Annotated in this window: 24 protein-coding genes; 15 read left to right on the plus strand and 9 right to left on the minus strand. The window is 60.2% G+C overall.

Going from position 1 to position 22,149, the window contains the following annotated elements; genetic code table 11:
- Positions 1-19: 19 nt before the first annotated feature.
- Positions 20-2,164, minus strand: a complete 2,145-nt coding sequence (gene dinG / locus KGA98_RS11405; RefSeq protein ID WP_007992389.1) for an ATP-dependent DNA helicase DinG — start codon at positions 2,162-2,164, stop codon at positions 20-22.
- A gap of 99 nt (positions 2,165-2,263) precedes the next feature.
- On the opposite strand from dinG, the gene KGA98_RS11410 reads away from it, so the two are divergent.
- On the plus strand, positions 2,264-2,728 hold the full coding sequence (locus tag KGA98_RS11410; RefSeq protein WP_223502368.1) for a CopD family protein: 465 nt from the start codon (positions 2,264-2,266) through the stop codon (positions 2,726-2,728).
- A 153-nt stretch (positions 2,729-2,881) separates the two neighbouring features.
- Here KGA98_RS11410 and KGA98_RS11415 read toward each other — a convergent pair whose 3' ends face one another.
- The 4 genes from KGA98_RS11415 to KGA98_RS11430 form a co-directional block, all read right to left on the minus strand.
- A complete protein-coding gene (locus KGA98_RS11415) occupies positions 2,882-3,640 on the minus strand; it encodes a collagen-like protein (RefSeq protein WP_223502369.1) in 759 nt (252 codons plus the stop codon).
- Entirely contained in the window at positions 3,633-3,911 is a 279-nt protein-coding gene (locus KGA98_RS11420) for a DUF1145 domain-containing protein (protein ID WP_223502370.1), read from the minus strand. Before KGA98_RS11420 ends, KGA98_RS11415 begins: the two co-directional genes overlap by 8 nt.
- A gap of 148 nt (positions 3,912-4,059) precedes the next feature.
- Positions 4,060-4,767 carry an OmpA family protein gene (locus KGA98_RS11425; protein WP_102669871.1) on the minus strand — a complete coding sequence of 236 codons (708 nt, stop codon included), beginning with the start codon at positions 4,765-4,767 and terminating at the stop codon, positions 4,060-4,062.
- Between the two features lie 91 nt (positions 4,768-4,858).
- On the minus strand, positions 4,859-5,548 hold the full coding sequence (locus tag KGA98_RS11430) for an OmpA family protein (RefSeq protein ID WP_057716121.1): 690 nt from the start codon (positions 5,546-5,548) through the stop codon (positions 4,859-4,861).
- 189 nt (positions 5,549-5,737) lie between these two features.
- Between KGA98_RS11430 and KGA98_RS11435 the strand changes: the two genes are divergently transcribed.
- The 4 genes from KGA98_RS11435 to KGA98_RS11450 all read left to right on the plus strand — a co-directional run bounded on the left by KGA98_RS11435 (position 5,738) and on the right by KGA98_RS11450 (position 7,507).
- The gene (locus KGA98_RS11435; RefSeq protein ID WP_090453527.1) at positions 5,738-6,235 is read left to right on the plus strand and encodes a DUF6231 family protein; all 498 of its coding nucleotides are present in this window, start codon (positions 5,738-5,740) and stop codon (positions 6,233-6,235) included.
- A 4-nt stretch (positions 6,236-6,239) separates the two neighbouring features.
- Entirely contained in the window at positions 6,240-6,716 is a 477-nt protein-coding gene (locus tag KGA98_RS11440; RefSeq protein WP_150812936.1) for a YchJ family protein, read from the plus strand.
- Positions 6,717-6,803: 87 nt separating this feature from the next.
- On the plus strand, positions 6,804-7,298 hold the full coding sequence (locus tag KGA98_RS11445) for an LEA type 2 family protein (protein ID WP_150812935.1): 495 nt from the start codon (positions 6,804-6,806) through the stop codon (positions 7,296-7,298).
- Positions 7,295-7,507, plus strand: a complete 213-nt coding sequence (locus tag KGA98_RS11450) for an SEC-C metal-binding domain-containing protein (protein WP_223502371.1) — start codon at positions 7,295-7,297, stop codon at positions 7,505-7,507. Before KGA98_RS11445 ends, KGA98_RS11450 begins: the two co-directional genes overlap by 4 nt.
- Before the next feature lie 149 nt (positions 7,508-7,656).
- Here KGA98_RS11450 and KGA98_RS11455 read toward each other — a convergent pair whose 3' ends face one another.
- Complete coding sequence (locus KGA98_RS11455) at positions 7,657-8,214, minus strand: cysteine hydrolase family protein (protein WP_150812934.1); 558 nt, start codon at positions 8,212-8,214, stop codon at positions 7,657-7,659.
- Between the two features lie 194 nt (positions 8,215-8,408).
- On the opposite strand from KGA98_RS11455, the gene KGA98_RS11460 reads away from it, so the two are divergent.
- From KGA98_RS11460 to KGA98_RS11485, 6 genes are all read left to right on the plus strand, one after another.
- Complete coding sequence (locus KGA98_RS11460; protein ID WP_223502372.1) at positions 8,409-10,859, plus strand: penicillin acylase family protein; 2,451 nt, start codon at positions 8,409-8,411, stop codon at positions 10,857-10,859.
- A gap of 352 nt (positions 10,860-11,211) precedes the next feature.
- Positions 11,212-11,994 (plus strand): transporter substrate-binding domain-containing protein, encoded by a 783-nt coding sequence (locus KGA98_RS11465; RefSeq protein WP_057716127.1) that lies wholly within the window; start codon positions 11,212-11,214, stop codon positions 11,992-11,994.
- Between the two features lie 56 nt (positions 11,995-12,050).
- Positions 12,051-12,779, plus strand: a complete 729-nt coding sequence (locus KGA98_RS11470) for an ABC transporter permease (RefSeq protein WP_057716128.1) — start codon at positions 12,051-12,053, stop codon at positions 12,777-12,779.
- Positions 12,776-13,486: an ABC transporter permease gene (locus tag KGA98_RS11475; protein WP_057716129.1), complete on the plus strand. Its 711-nt coding sequence runs from the start codon at positions 12,776-12,778 to the stop codon at positions 13,484-13,486. Before KGA98_RS11470 ends, KGA98_RS11475 begins: the two co-directional genes overlap by 4 nt.
- A 26-nt stretch (positions 13,487-13,512) precedes the next feature.
- Positions 13,513-14,631: a succinylglutamate desuccinylase/aspartoacylase family protein gene (locus KGA98_RS11480; RefSeq protein WP_150812930.1), complete on the plus strand. Its 1,119-nt coding sequence runs from the start codon at positions 13,513-13,515 to the stop codon at positions 14,629-14,631.
- Between the two features lie 13 nt (positions 14,632-14,644).
- Positions 14,645-15,409: an ABC transporter ATP-binding protein gene (locus KGA98_RS11485; RefSeq protein WP_057716131.1), complete on the plus strand. Its 765-nt coding sequence runs from the start codon at positions 14,645-14,647 to the stop codon at positions 15,407-15,409.
- A 132-nt stretch (positions 15,410-15,541) separates the two neighbouring features.
- Here the strand turns inward: KGA98_RS11485 and KGA98_RS11490 are convergent, their stop codons facing one another.
- Both KGA98_RS11490 and dcd read right to left on the minus strand, forming a co-directional pair.
- Positions 15,542-15,751, minus strand: coding sequence for a hypothetical protein (locus tag KGA98_RS11490; RefSeq protein ID WP_008052149.1), 210 nt, complete (start codon positions 15,749-15,751; stop codon positions 15,542-15,544).
- A gap of 107 nt (positions 15,752-15,858) precedes the next feature.
- Positions 15,859-16,425 (minus strand): dCTP deaminase, encoded by a 567-nt coding sequence (gene dcd, locus KGA98_RS11495; protein ID WP_007940589.1) that lies wholly within the window; start codon positions 16,423-16,425, stop codon positions 15,859-15,861.
- 353 nt (positions 16,426-16,778) lie between these two features.
- On the opposite strand from dcd, the gene KGA98_RS11500 reads away from it, so the two are divergent.
- Positions 16,779-16,988 carry a cold-shock protein gene (locus KGA98_RS11500; RefSeq protein ID WP_002554837.1) on the plus strand — a complete coding sequence of 70 codons (210 nt, stop codon included), beginning with the start codon at positions 16,779-16,781 and terminating at the stop codon, positions 16,986-16,988.
- Positions 16,989-17,137: 149 nt separating this feature from the next.
- On the opposite strand, the gene KGA98_RS11505 is transcribed toward KGA98_RS11500, so the two are convergent.
- Complete coding sequence (locus KGA98_RS11505) at positions 17,138-18,145, minus strand: DUF481 domain-containing protein (protein WP_223502373.1); 1,008 nt, start codon at positions 18,143-18,145, stop codon at positions 17,138-17,140.
- 130 nt (positions 18,146-18,275) lie between these two features.
- Between KGA98_RS11505 and KGA98_RS11510 the strand changes: the two genes are divergently transcribed.
- From KGA98_RS11510 to KGA98_RS11520, 3 genes are all read left to right on the plus strand, one after another.
- Complete coding sequence (locus KGA98_RS11510; RefSeq protein ID WP_223473832.1) at positions 18,276-18,662, plus strand: MGMT family protein; 387 nt, start codon at positions 18,276-18,278, stop codon at positions 18,660-18,662.
- A gap of 44 nt (positions 18,663-18,706) precedes the next feature.
- Positions 18,707-20,266: an AmpG family muropeptide MFS transporter gene (locus KGA98_RS11515; protein WP_057716135.1), complete on the plus strand. Its 1,560-nt coding sequence runs from the start codon at positions 18,707-18,709 to the stop codon at positions 20,264-20,266.
- 151 nt (positions 20,267-20,417) lie between these two features.
- Positions 20,418-22,133: a proline--tRNA ligase gene (locus KGA98_RS11520; protein WP_223502374.1), complete on the plus strand. Its 1,716-nt coding sequence runs from the start codon at positions 20,418-20,420 to the stop codon at positions 22,131-22,133.
- Positions 22,134-22,149: the final 16 nt, after the last annotated feature.

The raw sequence follows: 22,149 nt of genomic DNA on the forward strand, positions 1-22,149 counted from the left end.
AAAACTGCCCACCGGTGCTTCAGGAAATTTCTCGACGGAACGGCGGCAACGCGTTGAGGATGGCTTTGCCATAGCGCTGGGTCACCAGGCGCCGGTCGAGCAAGGTGATGGTGCCGCGGTCTTCTTCGGTGCGCAGCAAGCGACCGCAGGCCTGGACCAGTTTCAGCGAGGCGTCCGGCACGGAGATTTCCATGAACGGATTACCGCCCCTGGCTTCGATCCATTCGGCCAGCGCCGCTTCGACCGGATCATCGGGTACCGAGAAAGGAATCTTGGCAATGACCACGTGCTCGCAATAGGCGCCGGGCAAGTCGACCCCTTCGGCGAAGCTCGCCAGGCCGAACAACACGCTGGAATCGCCGCCATCTACCCGCGCCTTGTGCTTGTTCAGGGTTTCCTGTTTCGACAGGTTGCCCTGGATGAACACTTGCTTGCGCCAGTCGCGGTCCAGGCCGTCGAACACGTCCTGCATCTGTTTGCGCGAGGAAAACAGCACCAGCGTGCCCCGCGAGCCTTCGACCAGCTCAGGCAAATCACGAATGATCGCGGCGGTATGCGCCGCTGCATCACGGGGATCGGCGTTCAGGTTCGGCACCCGCAACACACCGGCGTCGGCATGATGAAAGGGGCTTGGGACCACGGCGGTCACGGCTTTTTTCGGCAGGCCAGCGCGCATGCGAAAGCGATCGAAGGTGCCGAGGGCCGTCAAGGTCGCCGACGTCACCAGGCAGCCATACGCCACGTTCCACAGGTTGCGCCGGAGCATTTCCGCCGCGAGGATGGGGCTTGCATTGACCTCGATATCGAACAGCGAGCCGCTTTCGGCCAGGGTCAGCCAGCGCGCCATGGGCGGGTTGTCTTCCGGGTCTTCGACGGTGAAGGCGGTCCACAACTCCCAGTTGCCGGAAGAACGCGACAACAGGCTGCCGAACAGCGGATACCACTCCTCGGCCTGGTTGCTGGCGATGCCAATGTTGACCTCGCCGTCCATGCCCTCCTTGAGCAACTCGGTCAGGCGGGTGAACAGATCGGTCAGCCGTGCGAAGCCTTTCTTCAGCTCGATGCCCATTTCACGCATGTGCTCGGGAATCACCCCGCCGACGAATCGGTGACGCGGGCGCTCGCGGCCTTCGACGTCTTCGCCGGGCTTGAAATCGGCAATCTGCTCGCACGCGGTGAACATGAACTGCTGCTGGGTCTTGATCTCCCGCGCCAGTTCCGGCACCTGCTCGATCAACTTGCCCAGGTCCCCCGGCAATGGATGCTGGGCCAGAAGTTTGGTGAGGTTCTTGGCGGTGGTTTCCAGCCAGTCGGCGGTGGAGCGCAGGCGCGTGTAATGGGCGAAGTGGCCGATGGCCTTGTCCGGCAGGTGATGGCCTTCGTCGAACACGTAGATGGTGTCGCGCGGGTCCGGCAGCACGGCGCCGCCGCCCAGGGCCAGGTCGGCCAGTACCATGTCGTGGTTAGTGACGATCACGTCGACCTTGCCCATGCCTTCGCGGGCCTTGTAGAAGGCGCACTGGCCGAAGTTCGGGCAATGACGGTTGGTGCACTGGCTGTGATCGGTGGTCAGGCGCGCCCAGTCGGCGTCTTCCAGGGCGGTGGACCAACTGTCGCGGTCGCCGTCCCACTTATTGCCGGCGAGTTTTTCGATCATGCTGGTGAACAGCTTCTGACTGGCCTCGTCGACCTCGATCTTGAAACCTTCTTCTTCGAACAACTGAGCGGTGGCGGTCTGCGCGTGGCCTTCCTGGAGCAACATGTCGAGCTTGGACAGGCACATGTAGCGCCCGCGTCCCTTGGCCAGGGCGAAGCTGAAATTCAGCCCGCTGTTGCGCATCAGGTCAGGCAAGTCCTTGTAGACGATCTGCTCTTGCAGGGCCACGGTGGCCGTGGCGATCACCAGGCGCTTGCCGGCGGCCTTCGCCGTGGGAATCGCCGCCAGGCTGTAGGCCACGGTCTTGCCGGTACCGGTGCCGGCTTCCACCGCGACAATCGCGGGGTCGCCACTGCGCCGGCCTTCGTCGTCGGTGTCGATGTCACCCAGGACCTTGGCGACTTCGGCGATCATCAGGCGTTGGCCGTAGCGCGGCTTGAGGCTCTTGGCTTCGAGAAAACGCGAGTAGGCGCCCTGGATCGTGGTTTTGAGTTCAGTGCTGATCATGGATTGTCGGGCGCAAAAAACGCTGGATAAATTTTCAGTAGTTCGGTTCGGTCGCTATCATACCCCGCTAATGAATCCCGCGCAGAACGGAGTAACCCAATGACACCTTTTAGCCTCATTTATAGCCTGCACGTACTGGCGGCCCTGGTCTGGGTCGGCGGCATGTTTTTCGCCTGGATGGTCCTGCGCCCCGCCGCAATCAAGGCACTTGAAGGCCCAGCCCGACTGAAGCTGTGGGTAGAAGTGTTTCAAGGCTTTTTCCGCTGGGTCTGGGTGGCGGTGGTGCTATTGCCGGTCAGCGGCGTGGGCATGCTGCACATGCAGTTCAATGGTTTTGAAGCCGCGCCGCGCTATGTGCAGGTAATGATGGGCTTGTATGTGGTAATGACCGCGCTGTTCATCCGCATTCAGGCGCTGATGCTGCCGGAACTGCGCACCGCGGTGGCCGAGCAGGATTGGCCAGCCGGTGCAGCGGTGCTGGGACGGATCCGCAAGTTGGTGGGGATCAATCTGCTGGTAGGGTTGGCTTTGGTGGTGATTGCTGCGGCCCGGCCTATGCTTTGATTCTGCCGAACTTTTGTGGCGAGGGGGCTCGCCCCCGTTCGGCTGCGAAGCAGTCGTAAACCAGACACCACTAACCTTCGCGAATGCCGGAAATGGGGCCGCTTCGCGGCCCAACGGGGGCAAGCCCCCTCGCCACAGGGCTTTCGACGCATCTTACAACCGCTGCACCGTCACCGAACCAGCGGCACCTTCTGGCCCAGGCTGACCATCAGCCCCGGGTTTACCGCTCTTGCCACCATCGGCCTTGTAAATCAGGCAGCCCTTGGCCTTGCCACCTGCGCCCGGTTTGCCGCCCAGGCCGGCCAGGCCACCGGCACCGCCAGCCACCTGAACCTTGATCCGGTCTGCCGGGAAGTCGTGCGGCACTGCCAGTTTGACCAGCGCCCCCGGTGCTCCCGGCTGACCGTTGCTGCCATCACTGCCATCAGCACCGCGACCGGCCTGACCCCATGTGCAGCCCGGTTCCTGACCGTTACCCCCATCAAGACCAACGAACCCCGGTGCACCCGCACCACCGCGAGCATCAACGGTCAATTGCGCTGCGTTCAGTGTCTTGATCTGCAAATCAAGGCTGCGCCCGGATCGAGCGGCCTTCTGGTAGGTCCCGGGTGAGCCACGGGAGGTGATCTGGCTGCCTTCGGACAAATCAGCGCGACGGACCTTCAGCGCCAGCGCCTGTTCCCCCGGCACGATGGCAATGCGCGCTTCACGCCCCAGATGCAATTCACCCACGGTGACTTCGGTGACGTTCGAAGGAATCAGCAAGGTGCCGTAATCGGCCACTTCCAGGCGTTCCAGTTGCAGGGCGCTGGCGGTGTTGGGCAAGCGCATCAGCGAGTTGGGTTCGACACTCACCACCTGTGCGCAGGCCAATGGGCTGATGAGTGCGGCGAGCAGACAGAGTTTACGCATGGGAAGCCTTCGAAGCGGTGGGGGCTGGAATGGTTTGCAGGTGGAATACGCCGAAAAAGACGATCTTCAAGCGGTCAAGCCAGGGATGGGTGCGACCTCGAAGGCTGCGATAGCACAGCAACGCTTCCAGGAGATGGATGAACCCCAACAGGCCGCCGGCCAGGTTGACCAACGGGTGCAGCGGAAAGACAAACGGTGTGAGCAGATTGACCAGCACTACCGCCCAGAACAGCAAGGTCAGTAATCGCCCCAGTCCCCATATGACTTTCATACGCGCCCCCGATGAGAATTATTGTTTGCGCGCACAGTAACGGCTTCCACGCGGGATAAGCCAGAGGGCAACGGAAAATTCTTCATGGAGGCCGCCGAACGGCCGTCGCAGCGATCACACCAGTCGCTCGACGGCTCTATCTCTTGGCTCAGCGGTTTATATGCAGTTCCACGCGACGGTTTTTCGCACGGCCTTCTTCTGTTTCGTTGTCGGCAATCGGTTGGCTCTCGCCCCTGCCTTCGCTGGTGATTTTGTTCGGCGCCACACCCTGGCTCAACAGGTATTCCGCCACGCTGCTGGCACGCCGCTCCGACAAGGCCTGGTTATAGGCATCCGAACCGACACTGTCGGTGTGGCCGACCACCTTGATGCTGACCACATCGGCATCCTCGAACTTGCTCATCAACGCATCCAGTTGACTCTTCGCCGTCGGGGTCAGCTCGGATTGATTGAAGACAAACAGTACATCGCTCAGAGTAATGACTTCGGATTGCGCAGGCTCGACCTGGACGCTGTCCGGGTACTGCGGCACCACGCAACCGCGATGGTCGACCGGGGTATTGGCAGGGGTATCAGCGCAACGGTCGCGTCGGTCGAAAACGCCGTCGCCATCTTCGTCGCCATCCTGGGCATAGCAGATCAAGCCGCCGGACAAGATACCCAGCGCCGCCCCACCCGCGGCCCAGGCACTACTCTCGATTGCGCCCAGACCACCACCGACCAGACCGCCGATGAGGCTGCAAATTGGCCAGGTGCGTTGATTGAGGGGGGCGGTGCCATCGCTGTGGGTCGCGCAGCCGGTCAAGAGGCTGCCAAGTAGCAGAACCGGCAAGACGGTCCTTGTGAGAACGATCATGTTGAAAGCTCCTGTGTCCCCGGCCAATACCGGTTACACAGGAGTAAAGACCCGCATCCGCGACTGCACAAGGCGCGGATGCGAGGGGGGCCTAACGCTGGATTTTGATTTCGGTACGGCGGTTCTGTGCACGACCGTCAGCGGTTTTGTTGTCTGCAACCGGCTGGCTTTCACCGGCACCGACAACCGACACGAAGTTGCTGCGAGGTACGCCTTGATCGATGAGGTATTCAACCACCGAGTGGGCGCGTTTATCCGACAGTTTCTGGTTGTAGGCGTCGCTACCCACGCTGTCGGTATGGCCGGTTACGGTCAGTTGAGCAGTCGGGGCTTCGGCTTTCAGGCGAGTGGCAATCTTGTCGAGTACCAGTTTGTCGGACGAGGTAAGCGTGGCTTTATCAAACTGGAAGTGGACATCGCGAATGACGATGGTTTCTTCCTGGACCACAACCGCTTCTTCGACCACAGGCGCAGGTGGTGGGCAACCGTTGGCATCGACTTGAACGCCTTTAGGCGTGCCTGGGCACTTGTCACGACTATCCGGCACACCGTCGCCGTCTTCGTCGCCATCACCGTGCACCCAGCAATAAGCCGCTGCCGTACCGCCGACGAGCAGAGCACCATACCCTGCCCATGCCGAGCTTTCGGTCGCTCCGAGGCCCGCACCCACGACACCACCAACAGCCGCACAGGTCGGCCAGTCGGTTTTCTGCAAACCTGCGCAACCAGTCAAGACACTGGTTAGCAGAACCAAGGGTAATGCTGTCCGAACTATGCTCATCTAGTTTTCTCCTGAAGGATCGGCTTAGAACCGATTCAGGTAGTAAAGACCCGAGTTTTAAACTCCGCCAGCAATAGGCCATGCTGTTTATTTGCGTATTAACGGCAGCTCGGCGCTTTTGTCGCCAAGGCGCTCTAGGCCCGAACGTAAGGGCAGGCTAGTCTTGGCAGATCTGATTGAGGATCTTCGATGACTGCAGGTATTTCTTCACGCACGCCACAACAGGCACTGGCCGCGCTACTCGACCGATATGCCCCAGCACGTCTGTTGTTGATCGGCGCCAGCGAGTTCCCGGCACTGGAGGCTTTCAAACTCGCTCACCCGGACAGCTGCGTCGCTTTCGCCGCCCCCGGGCCGTTGCCCGACGAGTTGGCGGCCCGCCGTTTCGACCTGGCCCTGGTGGTCGATTGCCTGGAGCATCTGCCCAAGCGCGACGGCCTGAACCTGCTGGGTGGCATCCGCAACCTCAACGCCAGCCGCATCGCGGTGCTGGCGGATCTGCCGGCCTGTGGCTGGCAGGAAACCGACTTTTTCTCCCTGGCCCTGCAAGCCAGTGAACGCTTCCAACGGGACGAACAGGTCCTGACCCTGTTTACCTACGATCTGCTTGAATACAAACAAGTCCCCGACTGGCTCAATTCGCGCTTCTGGGCCAATCCGGAAAACTTCGGGAAATACTGGTGGTAATGCAATGAGTACATCCATTTGCCCTTGCGGCAGCGGCACCCTGCTCGACGCCTGCTGCGGTCACTACCATGCCGGACACCCGGCGCCGTGCGCCCAAGCCTTGATGCGCTCACGCTACAGCGCCTATGTGTTGGGGTTGGTCGACTATCTGGTGGCCACCACCCTGCCCGCCCAACAGGCCGGCCTGGACCGTCAATCGATCAGCGACTGGAGCGCGCAAAGTACGTGGCTGGGCCTTGAGGTGGAAAGCTCCGAAGTGCTGGGCGGCCAGCCTGAACACGCTTTCGTGACCTTCACCGCGCGCTGGCACGACAGCAATGGCGAGCACAGTCATCGAGAGCGCTCATCGTTCGTACAGAACGCCGGGCGCTGGTATTTCATCGACCCGACCGTGCAACTCAAACTCGGGCGCAATGACCCTTGCCCGTGCGCGAGTGGGCAGAAGTTCAAGAAGTGTTGTGCGGGGTACTTCAGCAGCTAGTACATGGAATGACTGACCACCACGCAGGAGCTGTCGAAGGCTGCGATCCTTTGGGTCTAGACTGGGGCTCAAGGGAGAAACACCACGATGATCATCCGTCGCTGCGCACTCTGTCTGCTCACCTTGTTCCTGACATTGGGACTCGGTGGCTGTGCGTCGTGGTTCGACGACGACTTACCGGACCCCGAGGTCCATCTGGTGAAGATCGAGGTGGTCAACGCCAAACTGCTGGAACAGAAATTCCTCCTGCATTTTCGCATCGACAACCCCAACGACAGCGACCTGACGGTGCGCGGTCTGGAGTACCGCGTTCACTTGGGCGACATACTGCTGGCCGACGGCGAGTACGAACACTGGTTCACCATCAGCCCCAGGCACAGCGCTTACTTCAAGGTACCGATCCGCACCAACCTGTGGTCCAAGGTCCGTGACCTGGCCAAACTGCTGAAAAAATCCGATCAACCCATTCCCTATCGTCTGGAAGGTGAACTGGAAACCGGTATATTCATCACCCACTACGTGCACCTGACGCGCAATGGCGTGATAATCGCCGCCGATTTAATTCCGGAGCAACACCGATGATCCAGCAACCCCATGTCCACGGCCCTGACTGCAATCACGATCATGATCATGACCATCACCACCATGATCACGACCACGGCCATGTCCACGGTCCGAACTGCGGCCACGCTCACCAGGAACCGGTGCGCAATGCCCTGAAAGACGTCGGCCGCAACGATCCGTGCCCATGCGGCAACGGCAAGAAATTCAAGAAGTGCCACGGCGCTTGATGCTTCGGGCGAAGACTTGCTTCGCCTGTTGAATCGTCTTCGCGAGCAGATCTGTGCTGTGAATGCAGTTCCCTTGCTCGCGATGGACTGTCAGTCGACATCTGTGTAGCTGACACACCATCGCGAGCAAGCTCGCTCCTACAGGTTTTTCAGTCAGCCGTTAATACACATGCGGTGCTGACCACCGTCGCATACTCACCGTGCAAATTCCCCAGCGACATCGCATGCACCACTTCGGCGCTATGGGCTTGGCCAAAGAAATCAGCCTTGTCGAAGGTAAAGCACGCATCCTCGGCCACCCACGTATCAAACCCCAGGTTGCCCGCGGTACGCGCCGTGGACTCCACCGAGTTGTGGGTCGCGACACCGACGATGATCAACTGCCCGATCCCCGCCTCGCGCAACTGCGCCTCCAGCCCCGTCGAACAAAACGCATCCGGCACCTGCTTCTGGATCAAGCGTTCACCGGCCATTGGCTCAAACCGTTCCTGAAACTCCACCCCCGACTGCTGCGGCCAGAACACCGAGTCCTCCGAGCGCGACAGGTGCTGCACATGGATCACCGGCCTAGCGGTGCATCGCCAATGGCCAAGCAAGTCCAGCATGCGCGCTTCGGCCTCTGGATTATTCCTGCGGCCAAGTCTGGGGTGCAGGATGCCCTTTTGTTGATCGATGATGATCAGTGCCGCGTTTGCCTTGAGCTCCATGCCGACTGTTCTCTTGAATTGTTGAGCGTTTCGCACTTCAACATCCCCCATTGCGACTGACAAGACTGCGATCTTTCCGGTTTATCAGACAAATCCTGAAATAACCTTGTACCCCGCTTGCGCGGCCACCTCCCGCTCACTAACGTAGCGCCTTTATTGCGCGCCGCCGCCTCTACCCCCGCAGGAGCTTTGCCATGGCCTCGCCAGCCCTTACTCATTTTCTACCCCGGTTCGGCGTTGCCGCAGCAGTGGCCGGTGTGTTGAGCCTGACCGGTTGTCAGAACTTCAACGCCCAGGACACCCTCCCGCCGACCTCCGGCGTACAACCACTCAAGGGCCTGGCGCAGAGCGTTTCGGTGCGCCGCAATGCCATGGGCATGCCGCTGATCGAAAGCAACAGCTTCCACGACGCGCTGTTCACCCTCGGTTACGTGCATGCCAGCGACCGCATCACCCAGATGGTCACCCTGCGCCTGCTGGCCCAGGGCCGTTTGGCCGAGATGCACGGTGCGGACCTGCTGGATGCCGACCGTTACATGCGGGCGGTCAACCTGAAGAAAAATGCTGGCGAGCTGTACAAGGCTTCTTCACCGCGCCTCAAGCGTTTCTTCGAAGTCTATGCGCGCGGGGTCAACGCCTACCTGTTCCGCTATCGCGACAAACTGCCGACGGATCTGGCGGCCACCGGCTACAAGCCTGAGTACTGGCAGCCGGAGGATTCGGCGCTGATTTTCTGCCTGCTGAACTTCAGCCAGTCGACCAACCTGCCGGAAGAAATTTCCTCGCTGGTACTGGCCCAGACCGTTACCACCGACAAACTCGCGTGGCTGACGCCGTCGGCTCCCGACGAAAAACTGCCGGTCGCCGAAAGCGAAAAACTGCAAGGCCTCAAGCTCAACGGGCAAGTACCGGGGCTGGCCGAACTCAGCAAAGCCACGGGCCAACTGTCGGACCTGAACCTGTTGGGCGCCACTTCGTCGAACAACTGGGCCATCGCTCCACACCGCAGCCGCAGCGGCAAGAGCCTGCTGGCCAGTGACAGTCATGGCCCGCTGGGCGTGCCTTCATTGTTCAGTTACGTGCAGATTCGCACGCCGAAGTATCAGGCATCCGGCGTGACCATCGCAGGTCTGCCGATGGTGCTTGGAGGTTTCAACGGCAAGGTGGCGTGGAGCATGACGTCCGTGATGGGCGACAACCAGGACCTGTTCCTGGAGAAGATCAAGCGCCAGAGCAACGGGCTTACCTACGAAAACGCCGGGAAGTGGCAGCCGGCGATCGTGCGCAACGAAACCTATTTCGTCAAAGGCCAGCGGCCGATTCGCGAAGCGGTGTACGAAACCCGCCATGGCCCGCTGCTCAACAGCGCCCAGGGCACCACGCTGGCCAATGGTTTCGGCCTGGCCTTGCAGACGCCGAACTTCACCGACGACAGGACCCTGGACGCGCTCTTCGACCTGTCCCGCGCCCAGAGTGTCGAGAAAGCCTCGGATGCCAGCCGCGAAATCCGCGCCATTGCGATGAACCTGGTGTTCGCCGACGCGAATCACATCGGCTGGCAAGTCACCGGCCGCTACCCGAACCGCCGCGAAGGCGAAGGCTTGCTGCCCTCCCCGGGCTGGGAAGGTCGATACGATTGGGACGGTTACGCCGACCCGATGCTGCACCCGTACGATCAGGACCCGGCTCAGGGCTGGCTCGGCACCGCCAACCAGCGGGTCATTCCCCATGGCTACGGCATGCAGCTGTCCAATTCCTGGGCCGCTCCGGAGCGCGGCGAGCGCCTGGCCGAACTGGCCGGTGCAGGCAAACACGACAGCCGCAGCCTGATCGCCATGCAATACGACCAGACCACCACCTTCGCTGCCAAGCTGAAGAAAATGTTCGAAGCGCCGGGTATGGCCCAGCCACTCAAACAAGCCATGGACGCCTTGCCGGCGGCCGATCGTGCCAAGGCACACGAAGCCTACAGTCGCTTGATGGCGTTCGACGGCAAGCTCAGCCCGACCTCCACCGATGCGGCCATCTACGAACTGTTCCTGCAGGAAAGCACGCGGCAGATCTTCCTCGATGAACTGGGCCCGGAAAGCAGCCCGACGTGGAAAGCTTTTGTCGCCGACGGCAAGTTGTCCTACGCGGCCCAGGCCGATCACTTGCTCGGGCGTGAGGACAGCCCGTTCTGGGATGACGTGCGCACCGCCCAGAAAGAAGACAAACCGGCCATCCTCGCTCGCAGCCTCGCCGCCGCGATCAGCGCCGGCGACAGCCAGTTGGGCGGCGATCACAAAGCCTGGCAATGGGGCAGACTGCATCGCTATGAATGGAAAAACAGCAGCGGCCAGATCGTACGCGGACCGCTGCCGGCCGGTGGCGATCACACCACTCTCAACACCGCCGCCTTCGCCTGGGGCCAGGACTTCAACACCACGCTGGCGCCAGCCATGCGCTTTATCGTCGACTTCGGCCAGTCCGAACCGCTGATGGCGCAGAACGGCACCGGCCAGTCCGGCAACCCGGCCAGCCCGAACTACCTCAACAGCATCGAGCCGTGGTTCAAGGGCCAGTACATGAGCCTGCCGATGCAGCCGCAGAACTTCGACAATGCCTATGGCAAGGCGCGGTTGACGCTGACACCCGGTAAATAACCCAGCCCTTTACTTGCCCGCGATAGCGGTCTGACATTCAAAATAGAGGTTGAATGTTGAATCGTTATCGCGGTTGCGCTGACTCAAGGACAAGTCGTGTCACGAGGTGGAGTGCCCGGCCCTGCGAAACCTGCTCAGTCAATCCGTTCTTTTGTGGCGAGTTGATTTGGTGCACCCATTTCCCTGCGCCCGTTTTCGTGCATAAATCTGTCTCCGGCCATTTCCAAGTACCTAAATAAAACGCTTGTTCGGCACTCTGGTTCGGAAATTGCTACTTTCAACAGGTCTTACGCTTTCCAGTAACAATAATTCTGCGCCACAAGCGCTCATATTGGTTTTTAGGGATTGAATAATGAAAAAAGCATTGCTGACCCTTTCTGCACTGGCGTTGTGCATGGCGGCTGGTTCCGCCATGGCGAAGGAGTACAAAGAACTGCGTTTCGGCGTTGACCCTTCCTACGCACCGTTCGAATCGAAAGCGGCCGATGGCAGCCTGGTAGGCTTTGACATCGATCTGGGGAACGCGATCTGCGCCGAACTGAAGGTCAAGTGCAAGTGGGTCGAGAGTGACTTCGATGGCATGATTCCGGGCCTGAAAGCCAATAAATTCGACGGCGTGATTTCGTCGATGACCGTTACCCCGGCCCGTGAAAAAGTCATCGACTTCTCCAGCGAGTTGTTCTCCGGCCCAACCGCCTACGTGTTCAAGAAAGGCTCCGGCCTGACCGAAGACGTCGCTTCGCTGAAGGGCAAAACCGTAGGCTACGAGCAAGGCACCATCCAGGAAGCCTACGCCAAAGCCGTTCTCGACAAGGCCGGCGTGAAAACCCAGGCCTATCAGAATCAGGATCAGGTGTATTCCGACCTGACTTCCGGCCGTCTCGACGCAGCGATCCAGGACATGCTGCAAGCCGAACTGGGCTTCTTGAAGTCACCAAAAGGTGAAGGCTACGAAGTCAGCAAGCCAGTCGACAGCGAACTGCTGCCTGCCAAAACCGCGGTCGGTATTAAGAAAGGTAACACCGAGCTGAAAGCACTTTTGGATAAAGGTATCAAAGCGTTACACGATGATGGCACCTACGCCACCATTCAGAAGAAACACTTTGGCGATCTGAATCTGTACAGCGGCAAATAATGCCCGGCGCCCATCTCTCGATGGGCGCTTTTTTCATCCGATCAGGTTGCTGATTTATGTTCGAAACCTTATTAGAAAATCTGGGGCTCTCTGCCTTCAGCCTCAAGGGCTTCGGTCCGCTGCTGATGCAAGGCACCTGGATGACGATCAAGCTGTCGGCGTTGTCGCTGTTGCTGGCCGTGCTACTCGGGCTGCTCGGCGCCAGTGCCAAGCTGTCAAAAGTCAAACTGATGCGCGTGCCTGCCCAGCTCTACACCACACTCATTCGCGGCGTTCCGGACCTGGTCCTGATGCTGCTGATCTTCTACAGCCTGCAAACCTGGCTGACCTCGTTTACCGATTACATGGAATGGGAATACATCGAGATCAACCCGTTCAGTGCCGGGGTCATCACCCTGGGCTTCATCTACGGTGCGTATTTCACTGAAACCTTCCGTGGCGCGATTCTCGCCGTTCCGCGGGGTCAGGTCGAAGCGGCCACCGCCTATGGCCTCAAGCGCGGCCAGCGTTTCTGGATTGTGGTGTTCCCGCAGATGATGCGTTATGCCCTGCCGGGTATCGGCAACAACTGGATGGTGATGCTCAAGGCCACGGCCCTGGTGTCGATCATCGGCCTCGCCGACCTGGTCAAGGCTGCCCAGGACGCCGGTAAAAGTACCTATCAGCTGTTTTATTTCCTGGTGCTTGCCGCGCTGATCTACCTGGTGATCACCAGCGCGTCCAACGTCATCCTGCGCTGGCTCGAACGTCGTTACTCCGCCGGGACCCGGGAGGCCGTACGATGATCGAACTCCTGCAGGAATACTGGAAACCCTTCCTCTATAGCGACGGCAACAACATCACCGGCCTGGCCATGACGATGTGGCTGCTCAGCGCTTCGATCTTCATCGGTTTTATCGTGTCGATCCCGCTGTCCATCGCCCGTGTATCGCCGCACTTCTACATCCGTTGGCCGGTGCAGTTCTATACCTACCTGTTCCGTGGCACGCCGCTCTATATCCAGCTATTGATCTGTTACACGGGGATCTACAGCCTGGCCGCCATTCGGGCCCAGCCCGTACTGGACGCGTTCTTTCGCGATGCGATGAACTGCACGATCCTGGCCTTCGCCCTGAACACCTGCGCCTACACCACGGAGATCTTCGCCGGGGCCATCCGCAGCATGAACCACGGCGAAGTCGAAGCGGCCAAGGCTTACGGCCTGACCGGCTGGAAACTGTATGCCTACGTGATCATGCCATCGGCCTTGCGTCGCTCGTTGCCGTACTACAGCAACGAAGTGATCCTGATGCTGCACTCGACCACCGTGGCCTTCACCGCGACCATCCCGGACGTGCTCAAAGTTGCTCGGGACGCCAACTCGGCGACCTTCCTGACCTTCCAGTCGTTCGGCATCGCCGCGCTGATCTACCTGACCGTCACTTTTGCGCTAGTCGGCCTGTTCCGCCTTGCCGAACGCCGATGGCTGGCCTTCCTCGGGCCGACCCACTAGGTCTCAACCTGCTTCAGGAACAACAGATGCGCCACCAGAAACATGACCTGCTGGCCCCGCTGCCGGGGACCGCGAGACAGATCCACAGCTTTCACTTCGGCCCTCAATCGGCCAACGGCAAGATCTACATCCAGGCCTCCCTGCACGCCGACGAAATGCCCGGCATGCTGGTGGCCTGGCACCTCAAGCAACGCCTGGCGGAGCTGGAAGCCGCCGGGCGCCTGCGCAGCGAAATCGTGCTGGTGCCCATCGCCAACCCCGTGGGCCTGGAACAGGTGCTGATGGATGTGCCGCTGGGTCGCTACGAGCTGGAAAGCGGCCAGAACTTCAACCGCTGGTTCGTCGACCTCAGCGAGGAAGTCGGCAACGCGATCGAAGGCAAGCTCGGTGACGATCCGCAGCACAACCTGCAATTGATCCGCAGCAACCTGCGCGACGCGCTGGCCCGGCAGACCGCCGGCACCCAATTGCAATCCCAGCGCCTGACCCTGCAGCGACTGGCCTGCGACGCCGACATGGTGCTCGACCTGCATTGCGATTTCGAAGCGGTCGCGCACCTCTACACCACACCTGAAGCCTGGTCGCAGGTCGAGCCGCTGGCCCGTTACATCGGCGCCCAAGCCAGCCTGCTGGCAACCGATTCCGGTGGCCAGTCGTTCGACGAATGCTTCACCCTGCTCTGGTGGCAATTGAAGGATCGCTTCGGCGAGGACTTCGACATTCCGCCGGGCAGTTTTTCGGTGACCGTCGAACTGCGCGGTCAAGGGGACGTCAATCACCCGCTGGCCAGCCTCGATTGCCAGGCACTGATCGATTACCTGATCCATTTCGGCGCGATCGCCGGCGAACCCGCGCCCCTGCCCGACCTGCCCTATCCGGCGACACCGCTGGCCGGTGTTGAGCCGGTGGCCACGCCCGTCGGCGGCCTGCTGGTGTTCACCGCGCGGCCGGGCCAGTACCTGGAAGCCGGGCAACTGATCGCCGAGATCATTGATCCGGTCAACGATCTGGTCACTCCCGTTCATTGCGCCACAGCCGGGCTGATGTACGCCCGCTCGCTGCGCCGCATGGCCACTGCCGGCATGGTGATCGCCCACGTCGCAGGCACCGAAGCCTATCGCAGCGGCTATCTACTTTCGCCTTGAGGATGCACGCCCCATGTACAAATTGACCATCGAAGGCCTGCATAAAAGCTACGGCGACCATGAAGTCCTCAAAGGTGTTTCGCTCAAGGCCAAAACCGGCGACGTCATCAGTCTGATCGGCGCCAGCGGCTCGGGTAAAAGTACCTTTCTGCGTTGCATCAACTTTCTGGAACAACCCAACGATGGCGCCATGAGCCTAGACGGGCAGAACATCCGCATGATCAAGGATCGTCACGGCATGCACGTGGCCGACGCCAATGAACTGCAGCGGATTCGCACCCGCCTGGCCATGGTGTTCCAGCATTTCAACCTGTGGAGCCACATGACGGTGCTGGAAAACATCACCATGGCGCCACGCCGGGTGCTGGGCTGTGACAGGAAAGAAGCCGAGGATCGCGCCCGGCGCTACCTCGACAAGGTGGGGCTGGCCCCCCGTGTGGCTGACCAATACCCGGCATTCCTGTCCGGCGGTCAGCAACAACGGGTAGCGATTGCCCGCGCACTGGCCATGGAGCCGGAAGTCATGCTGTTCGACGAACCGACCTCGGCGCTGGACCCGGAACTGGTGGGTGAAGTGCTCAAGGTGATCCAGGGCCTGGCCGAAGAAGGCCGGACCATGATCATGGTGACCCACGAAATGAGCTTTGCCCGCAAAGTGTCGAGCCAGGTGTTGTTTCTGCACCAGGGCCTGGTGGAGGAAGAAGGCGCACCGGAAGAAGTGCTGGGCAATCCGAAAAGCGAGCGGTTGAAGCAGTTCCTCAGCGGCAACCTGAAGTAACACCTGACAAAAAACCTGTGGGAGCGGGCTTGCTCGCGAATGCGGTCTGACATTCAACATTTGTGTTGTCTGGCACACCGCTTTCGCGAGCAAGCCCGCTCCCTCATTTTTTGATCTGTAGTGTCTGGATTATCAGACTACTGGCGCAGGCGGCGGCTCATCCGGCAGCGTAGGCTCGCCCGGTTCATTAGGCTGCTCGTTCGGGGTATCAGGATCAGGCTGGCCGGGAATACCCCCTGCCATGCTGACGGGCGGGTGTGCCAACAAGGACCAGGCCAGAACGCCAACCTGATTGGGTTCAAGCCTTGCCAGTTCGGCACTGATTCGCGGATCGATCTTCATTCGGCACTCCTGAGCGATGACCCGACCCACCTTGCGCGGATCGGAACAGTACACCCCATAGAGTGTACGCCCGCTCAGGAATTCCCGGCATTTGCCAGACGGTTGACTCAGGTGCGAGGCAGGGTCACGCCACGCTGGCCCTGATACTTGCCGCCACGGTCCTTGTAGGACACTTCACACTCTTCGTCAGACTCAAGGAACAGCATCTGTGCCACGCCCTCGTTCGCGTAGATTTTCGCCGGCAGATTGGTGGTGTTGGAGAACTCGAGGGTCACGTGACCTTCCCACTCAGGCTCGAGCGGTGTGACGTTGACGATGATGCCGCAGCGCGCATAGGTGCTTTTACCCAGGCAAATGGTCAAAACGTTACGCGGAATGCGGAAATATTCGACGGTGCTGGCCAGGGCGAAGGAGTTCGGCGGAATGATGCACACGTCGCTGTGGATGTCGACGAAGCTGCCGGCATCGAAGTTCTTCGGGTCGACGATGGCCGAATTGATGTTGGTGAACACCTTGAAATGATTGGTGCAACGCACATCGTAGCCGTAGCTCGACACGCCGTAGGAGATCACACGGCTATCGTCGCTGCCGCGCATCTGGCGCTCGACGAATGGCTCGATCATGCCGTGTTCCTGCGCCATGCGGCGAATCCACTTGTCCGATTTGATGCTCATGGCGGGTGTCCTGAATAGCGAGGTCGAAAAATTCTGTCCGGCATCTTACCGGGCGCGCCGCCGGGTTCAAAGTCCGCGGTGCAATTCTCGCCGAACAGGCGGGAATTACCTGCGCTGGCGACGAACCGTCACACCGCCGATCCTTAAAACAGAGAAACCTGTGCAAGAAGCATTGGCACGTTCCGGAAAAAGGGTTAAGGTGGCGTCACTGTGCTGCTTGTGTCACTGAGAATCTCTACACGATATGTTGAATTTCGATCCAACCATCTACAAGAATTTTTCCTGCTCTTTGCACTCAGTCTCGGCCAGGGTTCTTCCTGAGTCGCAGTTATCTTTGTTCAAGGAGTTACACCATGTCTAATCGCCAAACCGGTACCGTTAAGTGGTTCAACGATGAAAAAGGCTTCGGCTTCATCACTCCACAATCCGGTGACGACCTGTTCGTTCACTTCAAAGCTATCCAGTCCGACGGCTTCAAAAGCCTGAAAGAAGGCCAACAGGTTTCTTTCATCGCTACCCGCGGTCAGAAAGGCATGCAAGCTGAAGAAGTTCAAGTTATCTAACTTGTACTTGCTTTAGTAAAAAGCCCCGCCCTCAACAGCGGGGCTTTTTTGTGGGCGGGTGTTTTGTCCACACAAAAAAGATCGCCGCCTTCGACAGCTCCCGGGTTGACCCTGCAGGCGCTGTCGAAGGCGGCGATCTTTTGATGCTCTTACCAGGTCACGCCAAACCCTGCGGTGTAGCGTGTCTTGTCCAGATCCGCATCGTCGGCGCCGCTGATGATATCGCGTTCCGCCTTCAGGTTCAGCGAAGCCCAGTCAGTCACCTTGTAGCGCAACCCCATCTCGGCATCGAGCGCGTAGTCGGCCACGCCCGACAGCGGCTTGCCGACCTCACCATTGGTGAAGAACTCGACACGTTTGCCGATCAGGTAGCGGTTGTAGTCCCACTTCATGGCCAAGGCGTAGAAACTTTCCTTGCTGCCATCGGAGAATTCATAGTCCGTGCGGTTGACCAGCGAACCCAGGGAGAACGCCCCGAGTTCGTTATCCCAGAACTGATAGCCGGGACCGGTACCGACGGTGCGTTGACGGGAAAGGTCTTCGACCTTGTCGCGTTTGTAGACCAGGCGCCCCTGCCAGAACCATTGCTCGGTCAGGAATCGGTCGATGGAGTACTCCGCCCGCCAGTTGTCCGTGGTCACCACGTCGTCCTGGAACTCACGGTTGTACTCACCTTCAGCGGTGTGCCGCCAGCGCCCGTGTCGCGCACTGGTCTTGAAGTCGATGTCGTAGTCATCGGTGTCGTTTTCCGCCCGCTGATAATCCAGCGCGACATCGACGTTGCCTTTCCACACCAGATCCTCGACCACCGGTTTTGGCTTGAGAATCTGCTGGATGCTCGCCAGTTCGACCGTCTTCGGTCCCTCGCCGTTGGCCAGCGTGACCTTGCCGTCGTCCGCCGCTTTCAACGATTTGGCTTTCTCACCACTGTAGGCATCCTGCTTGACCAGCAACTCCTGATCGCTGTCCAGGGTCTTGACCTGTTTCCAGTCGATCGTCACCGCACCGGCGTACTCGGTCTGGATCAGCAGCTTTCCGCCATCGAACAGCGTGATCTTGCCGCTCAGCTTGTCACCGTTCTTCAACCACACGGTATCGGCCAGCAAGGGAGAGGATGCGCCAAGGACGGCGAGACACAGCAGGGATCTGGACAACATAAACAAAATACAGGCTCAGGCTTGCGAGAAAAGTCGGCATTATCCGTAGGAACAAGGCCCTGACAAGGACTGACCCGACTATTTCTGTTGAGTTCATTTCTCAACTTCCTGCGCAGGAATTACTCTACAGATGGTAAGGCAAACTTCTTCAGGACTGACGGACGTGAGCGATCCAACCGAAGACCCCGAGAGTGCCGCGCAAATCCGACGCACGGCGCTGTATTTGACGCTGGCACAAGTACCCGAGGGCAAAGTCGTCAGCTACGGCCAGCTGGCCGAGCTTGCAGGACTGGGTCGCGCCGCCCGCTGGGTCGGGCGCACACTCAGTCAACTGCCCGGCGACAGCAAGTTACCCTGGCACCGTGTTCTGGGCGCGAACGGGCGTATCAGCCTGCCGGTCGGCAGCCCTTCGGGCGATGAGCAGCGCGCACGATTACGCATGGAGGGCATCAGTGTCCTGAACAATCGTGTTGATATTCAGCGCCATGGCTGGCGTCCGGTAGAGCACAGCGGTTAGAGTGCGCGCTTTGTTTCCGTATTTCTTGAGGCAGACTCCAGCCCATGCCCCGTAAAACCTGGCGCGCCGCGCTCGCCGCTTATGCCAGCCCCTCGACACTCGTGCTGTTGCTGCTTGGTTTCGCCGCCGGCCTGCCCTACATGCTGGTGTTTTCGACGCTTTCAGTCTGGCTGCGCGAAGCCGGCGTGGCGCGTGAAACCATTGGCTATGCAAGCCTGATCGGCCTGGCGTATGCCTTCAAATGGGTCTGGTCACCCCTGCTCGACCAATGGCGACTGCCATTGCTCGGCAAACTCGGTCGACGAAGGTCCTGGCTCGTGCTGTCCCAGGCACTGGTCATCCTTGGCCTGATCGGGATGGGTTTCTGCGACCCGCAAAAGCATTTGTCCTGGCTGATCGCCATTGCTGTCGTCGTCGCTTTCGCATCAGCGACGCAGGACATCGCGGTCGATGCCTACCGTCTGGAAATCGCCGAAGACAACCGCCAGGCCGCACTGGCCGCCAGTTACATGTCCGGTTACCGGGTCGCTGCGCTGCTGGCTACCGCAGGCGCGCTGTACTTCGCCGAAGGTTTTGGCTCCACCGGCTTCAACTACAAGCATTCGGCCTGGGCTGGCACTTACATCCTGTTCGGCGCCCTGATGGTCCCGGCACTGCTGACATCCCTGTTCATGCGCGAGCCGCCAGTACCATTGCGCACGCAACTGCAGGCCGGGCGCTACAGCTTCGTGCATCAACTGGCCTCGGTGTTCGTGCTGATCGTATTGCTGGTGTCCGTGCCGGCCATGTTCACCCAGCTCTACAACACCGACTTCGCCAGCGTACTGTTCGAAGGCGAGAGCCTGCTCGACCTGCTGCTGGAGGACCGCGCCTTCCTGCGCGCGATTCTCTATACCACCCTCACCGCCCTGTGCCTCTCGGCCATGGGCCGTCGTGGCCTGGCGCCAGTGCTGACACCCGTCAACGACTTCATCCTGCGATACCGCTGGCAAGCGCTGCTGCTGCTCGGCTTGATCGCCACCTATCGGATGTCCGATACGGTCATGGGCGTGATGGCCAACGTGTTCTACATCGACCAGGGCTTCACCAAGGACCAGATCGCCAGTGTCAGCAAAATCTTCGGGCTGATCATGACCCTGGTCGGCGCTGGCATGGGGGGCCTGCTGATCGTGCGTTTCGGCATCCTGCCGATCCTGTTCATCGGCGGTGTCGCTTCCGCGGCGACCAACATCCTGTTCCTGATGCTCGCCGACATGGGCCCCAACCTGAACATGCTGGTGCTGACCATCTCCCTGGACAACTTCAGCTCGGGCCTGGCGACCTCGGCGTTCGTCGCCTACCTGTCGAGCCTGACCAACCTCAAATTCTCCGCCACCCAATACGCCCTGCTCAGCTCGATCATGCTGCTACTGCCACGCCTGATCGGCGGCTACTCCGGGGTCATGGTGGAGAAGTTCGGTTATCACGACTTCTTCCTGATTACCGCCCTGCTGGGCGTCCCGACCCTGCTGTTGATCGCCTTGCACTGGTTCCAGGAGAACCGCCGTGAAGGTCCGACACCTACACCGGAACCGGTGCATACCCCGGTCGCCGAAGAATCGTAGGTTCGTTACGCAGGAAGAATCATGGAGGGCCGAGTGAATCGCGCCCTCCTGCCACACCACCGACCGCACGCCTGTACGCCTGTACGCCAGCGGATCTCGCCCGTACAATGCTCCGTCATATCTCGTCATCAGCAATCGATAACGGCCAACCATGCGCACCAGTCAATTTTTGCTCGCCACACAAAAAGAAACGCCTTCCGACGCGGTCGTGATCAGCCACCAGCTGATGCTGCGCGCCGGCATGATCCGCAAACTCGCCTCAGGCCTGTACACCTGGCTGCCGATGGGCTTGCGGGTAATGCGCAAGGTCGAAGCCGTCGTTCGTGAAGAAATGAACGCTGCCGGCTCTCTCGAAGTGTTGATGCCAAGCACGCAACCGGCTGAGCTGTGGCAGGAATCCGGGCGCTGGGAAGAGTACGGCCCTGAATTGCTGCGCTTCAAGGATCGCCACGGTCGCGACTTCTGCGCCGGCCCGACCCACGAAGAAGTCATCACCGATCTGATGCGCAACGAATTGAGCAGCTACAAGCAGCTGCCGATCAACCTGTACCAGATCCAGACCAAATTCCGTGACGAAATCCGCCCACGCTTCGGCTTGATGCGCGGCCGCGAATTCATCATGAAGGACGCCTACTCCTTCCACGCCGACCAGCCTTCGCTGCAGGTCACCTACGACCGCATGCACCAGGCCTACTGCAACGTGTTCACCCGTCTGGGCCTGAAGTTCCGCCCTGTAGAAGCCGACAACGGCTCCATCGGCGGTGCCGGCTCCCACGAGTTCCACGTACTGGCCGAATCCGGTGAAGACGACATCGTGTTCAGCAACGGCTCCGACTACGCCGCCAACATCGAAAAAGCCGAAGCCGTGCCTCGCGAAACCTCGCGTGCCGCTGCGACCGAAGAGCTGCGCCTGGTCGACACGCCGAACGCCAAGACCATTGCGCAACTGGTCGAAGGCTTCAACCTGCCGATCGAGAAAACCATCAAGACCCTCGTGGTGCATGCTGAAGAGAAAGGCAAGCTGATTGCCCTGATCATCCGTGGCGACCATGAGCTGAACGAAATCAAGGCCGCCAACCAGCCAGGCGTTGCCAGCCCGCTGGTCATGGCCTCGGAAGGCGAACTGCGCGAGGCCATTGGCGCCGGTGCCGGTTCCCTCGGCCCGTTGAATCTGCCGCTGCCGATCATCATCGACCGTTCGGTCGAGCTAATGAGCGACTTCGGCATCGGTGCCAACATCGATGATAAACACTACTTCGGCGTGAACTGGGAACGCGACCTGCCTGTTCCGACCGTTGCCGACCTGCGCAACGTCGTGGCCGGCGACCCGAGCCCGGACGGCAAGGGCACCCTGGAGATCAAGCGCGGCATCGAAGTCGGACACATCTTCCAGCTGGGCAACAAGTACAGCAAAGCGATGAAATGCGAAGTGCTGGGCGAGAACGGCAAGCCGGTCACCCTGGAAATGGGCTGCTACGGCATCGGTGTGTCTCGCGTGGTGGCGGCTGCCATCGAGCAGAACAACGACGAAAACGGGATCATCTGGAGCGACACCCTCGCGCCGTTCCAGATTGCCCTGGTGCCTCTGCGCTATGAAACCGAGCAGGTTCGCGAAGCCACCGACAAGCTGTACGCGCAACTTACCGCTGCCGGCTTCGAAGTGCTGCTGGATGACCGTGACAAGAAAACCAGCCCGGGCATCAAGTTCGCGGACATGGAGCTGATCGGCATTCCACACCGGATCGTGGTCAGCGACCGCGGCCTGGCCGAAGGCAACCTGGAATACAAGAGCCGTACCGAGGGCGACGCACAAGCGCTGCCGGTCGCCGACGTGCTGTCCTTCCTTCAGGCCCGCATCCGCCGCTGATAGCAGATATAGGGAC

The sequence above is a fragment of the Pseudomonas sp. BF-R-24 genome, from assembly GCF_019947335.1.
GTDB lineage: Bacteria > Pseudomonadota > Gammaproteobacteria > Pseudomonadales > Pseudomonadaceae > Aquipseudomonas > Aquipseudomonas jessenii.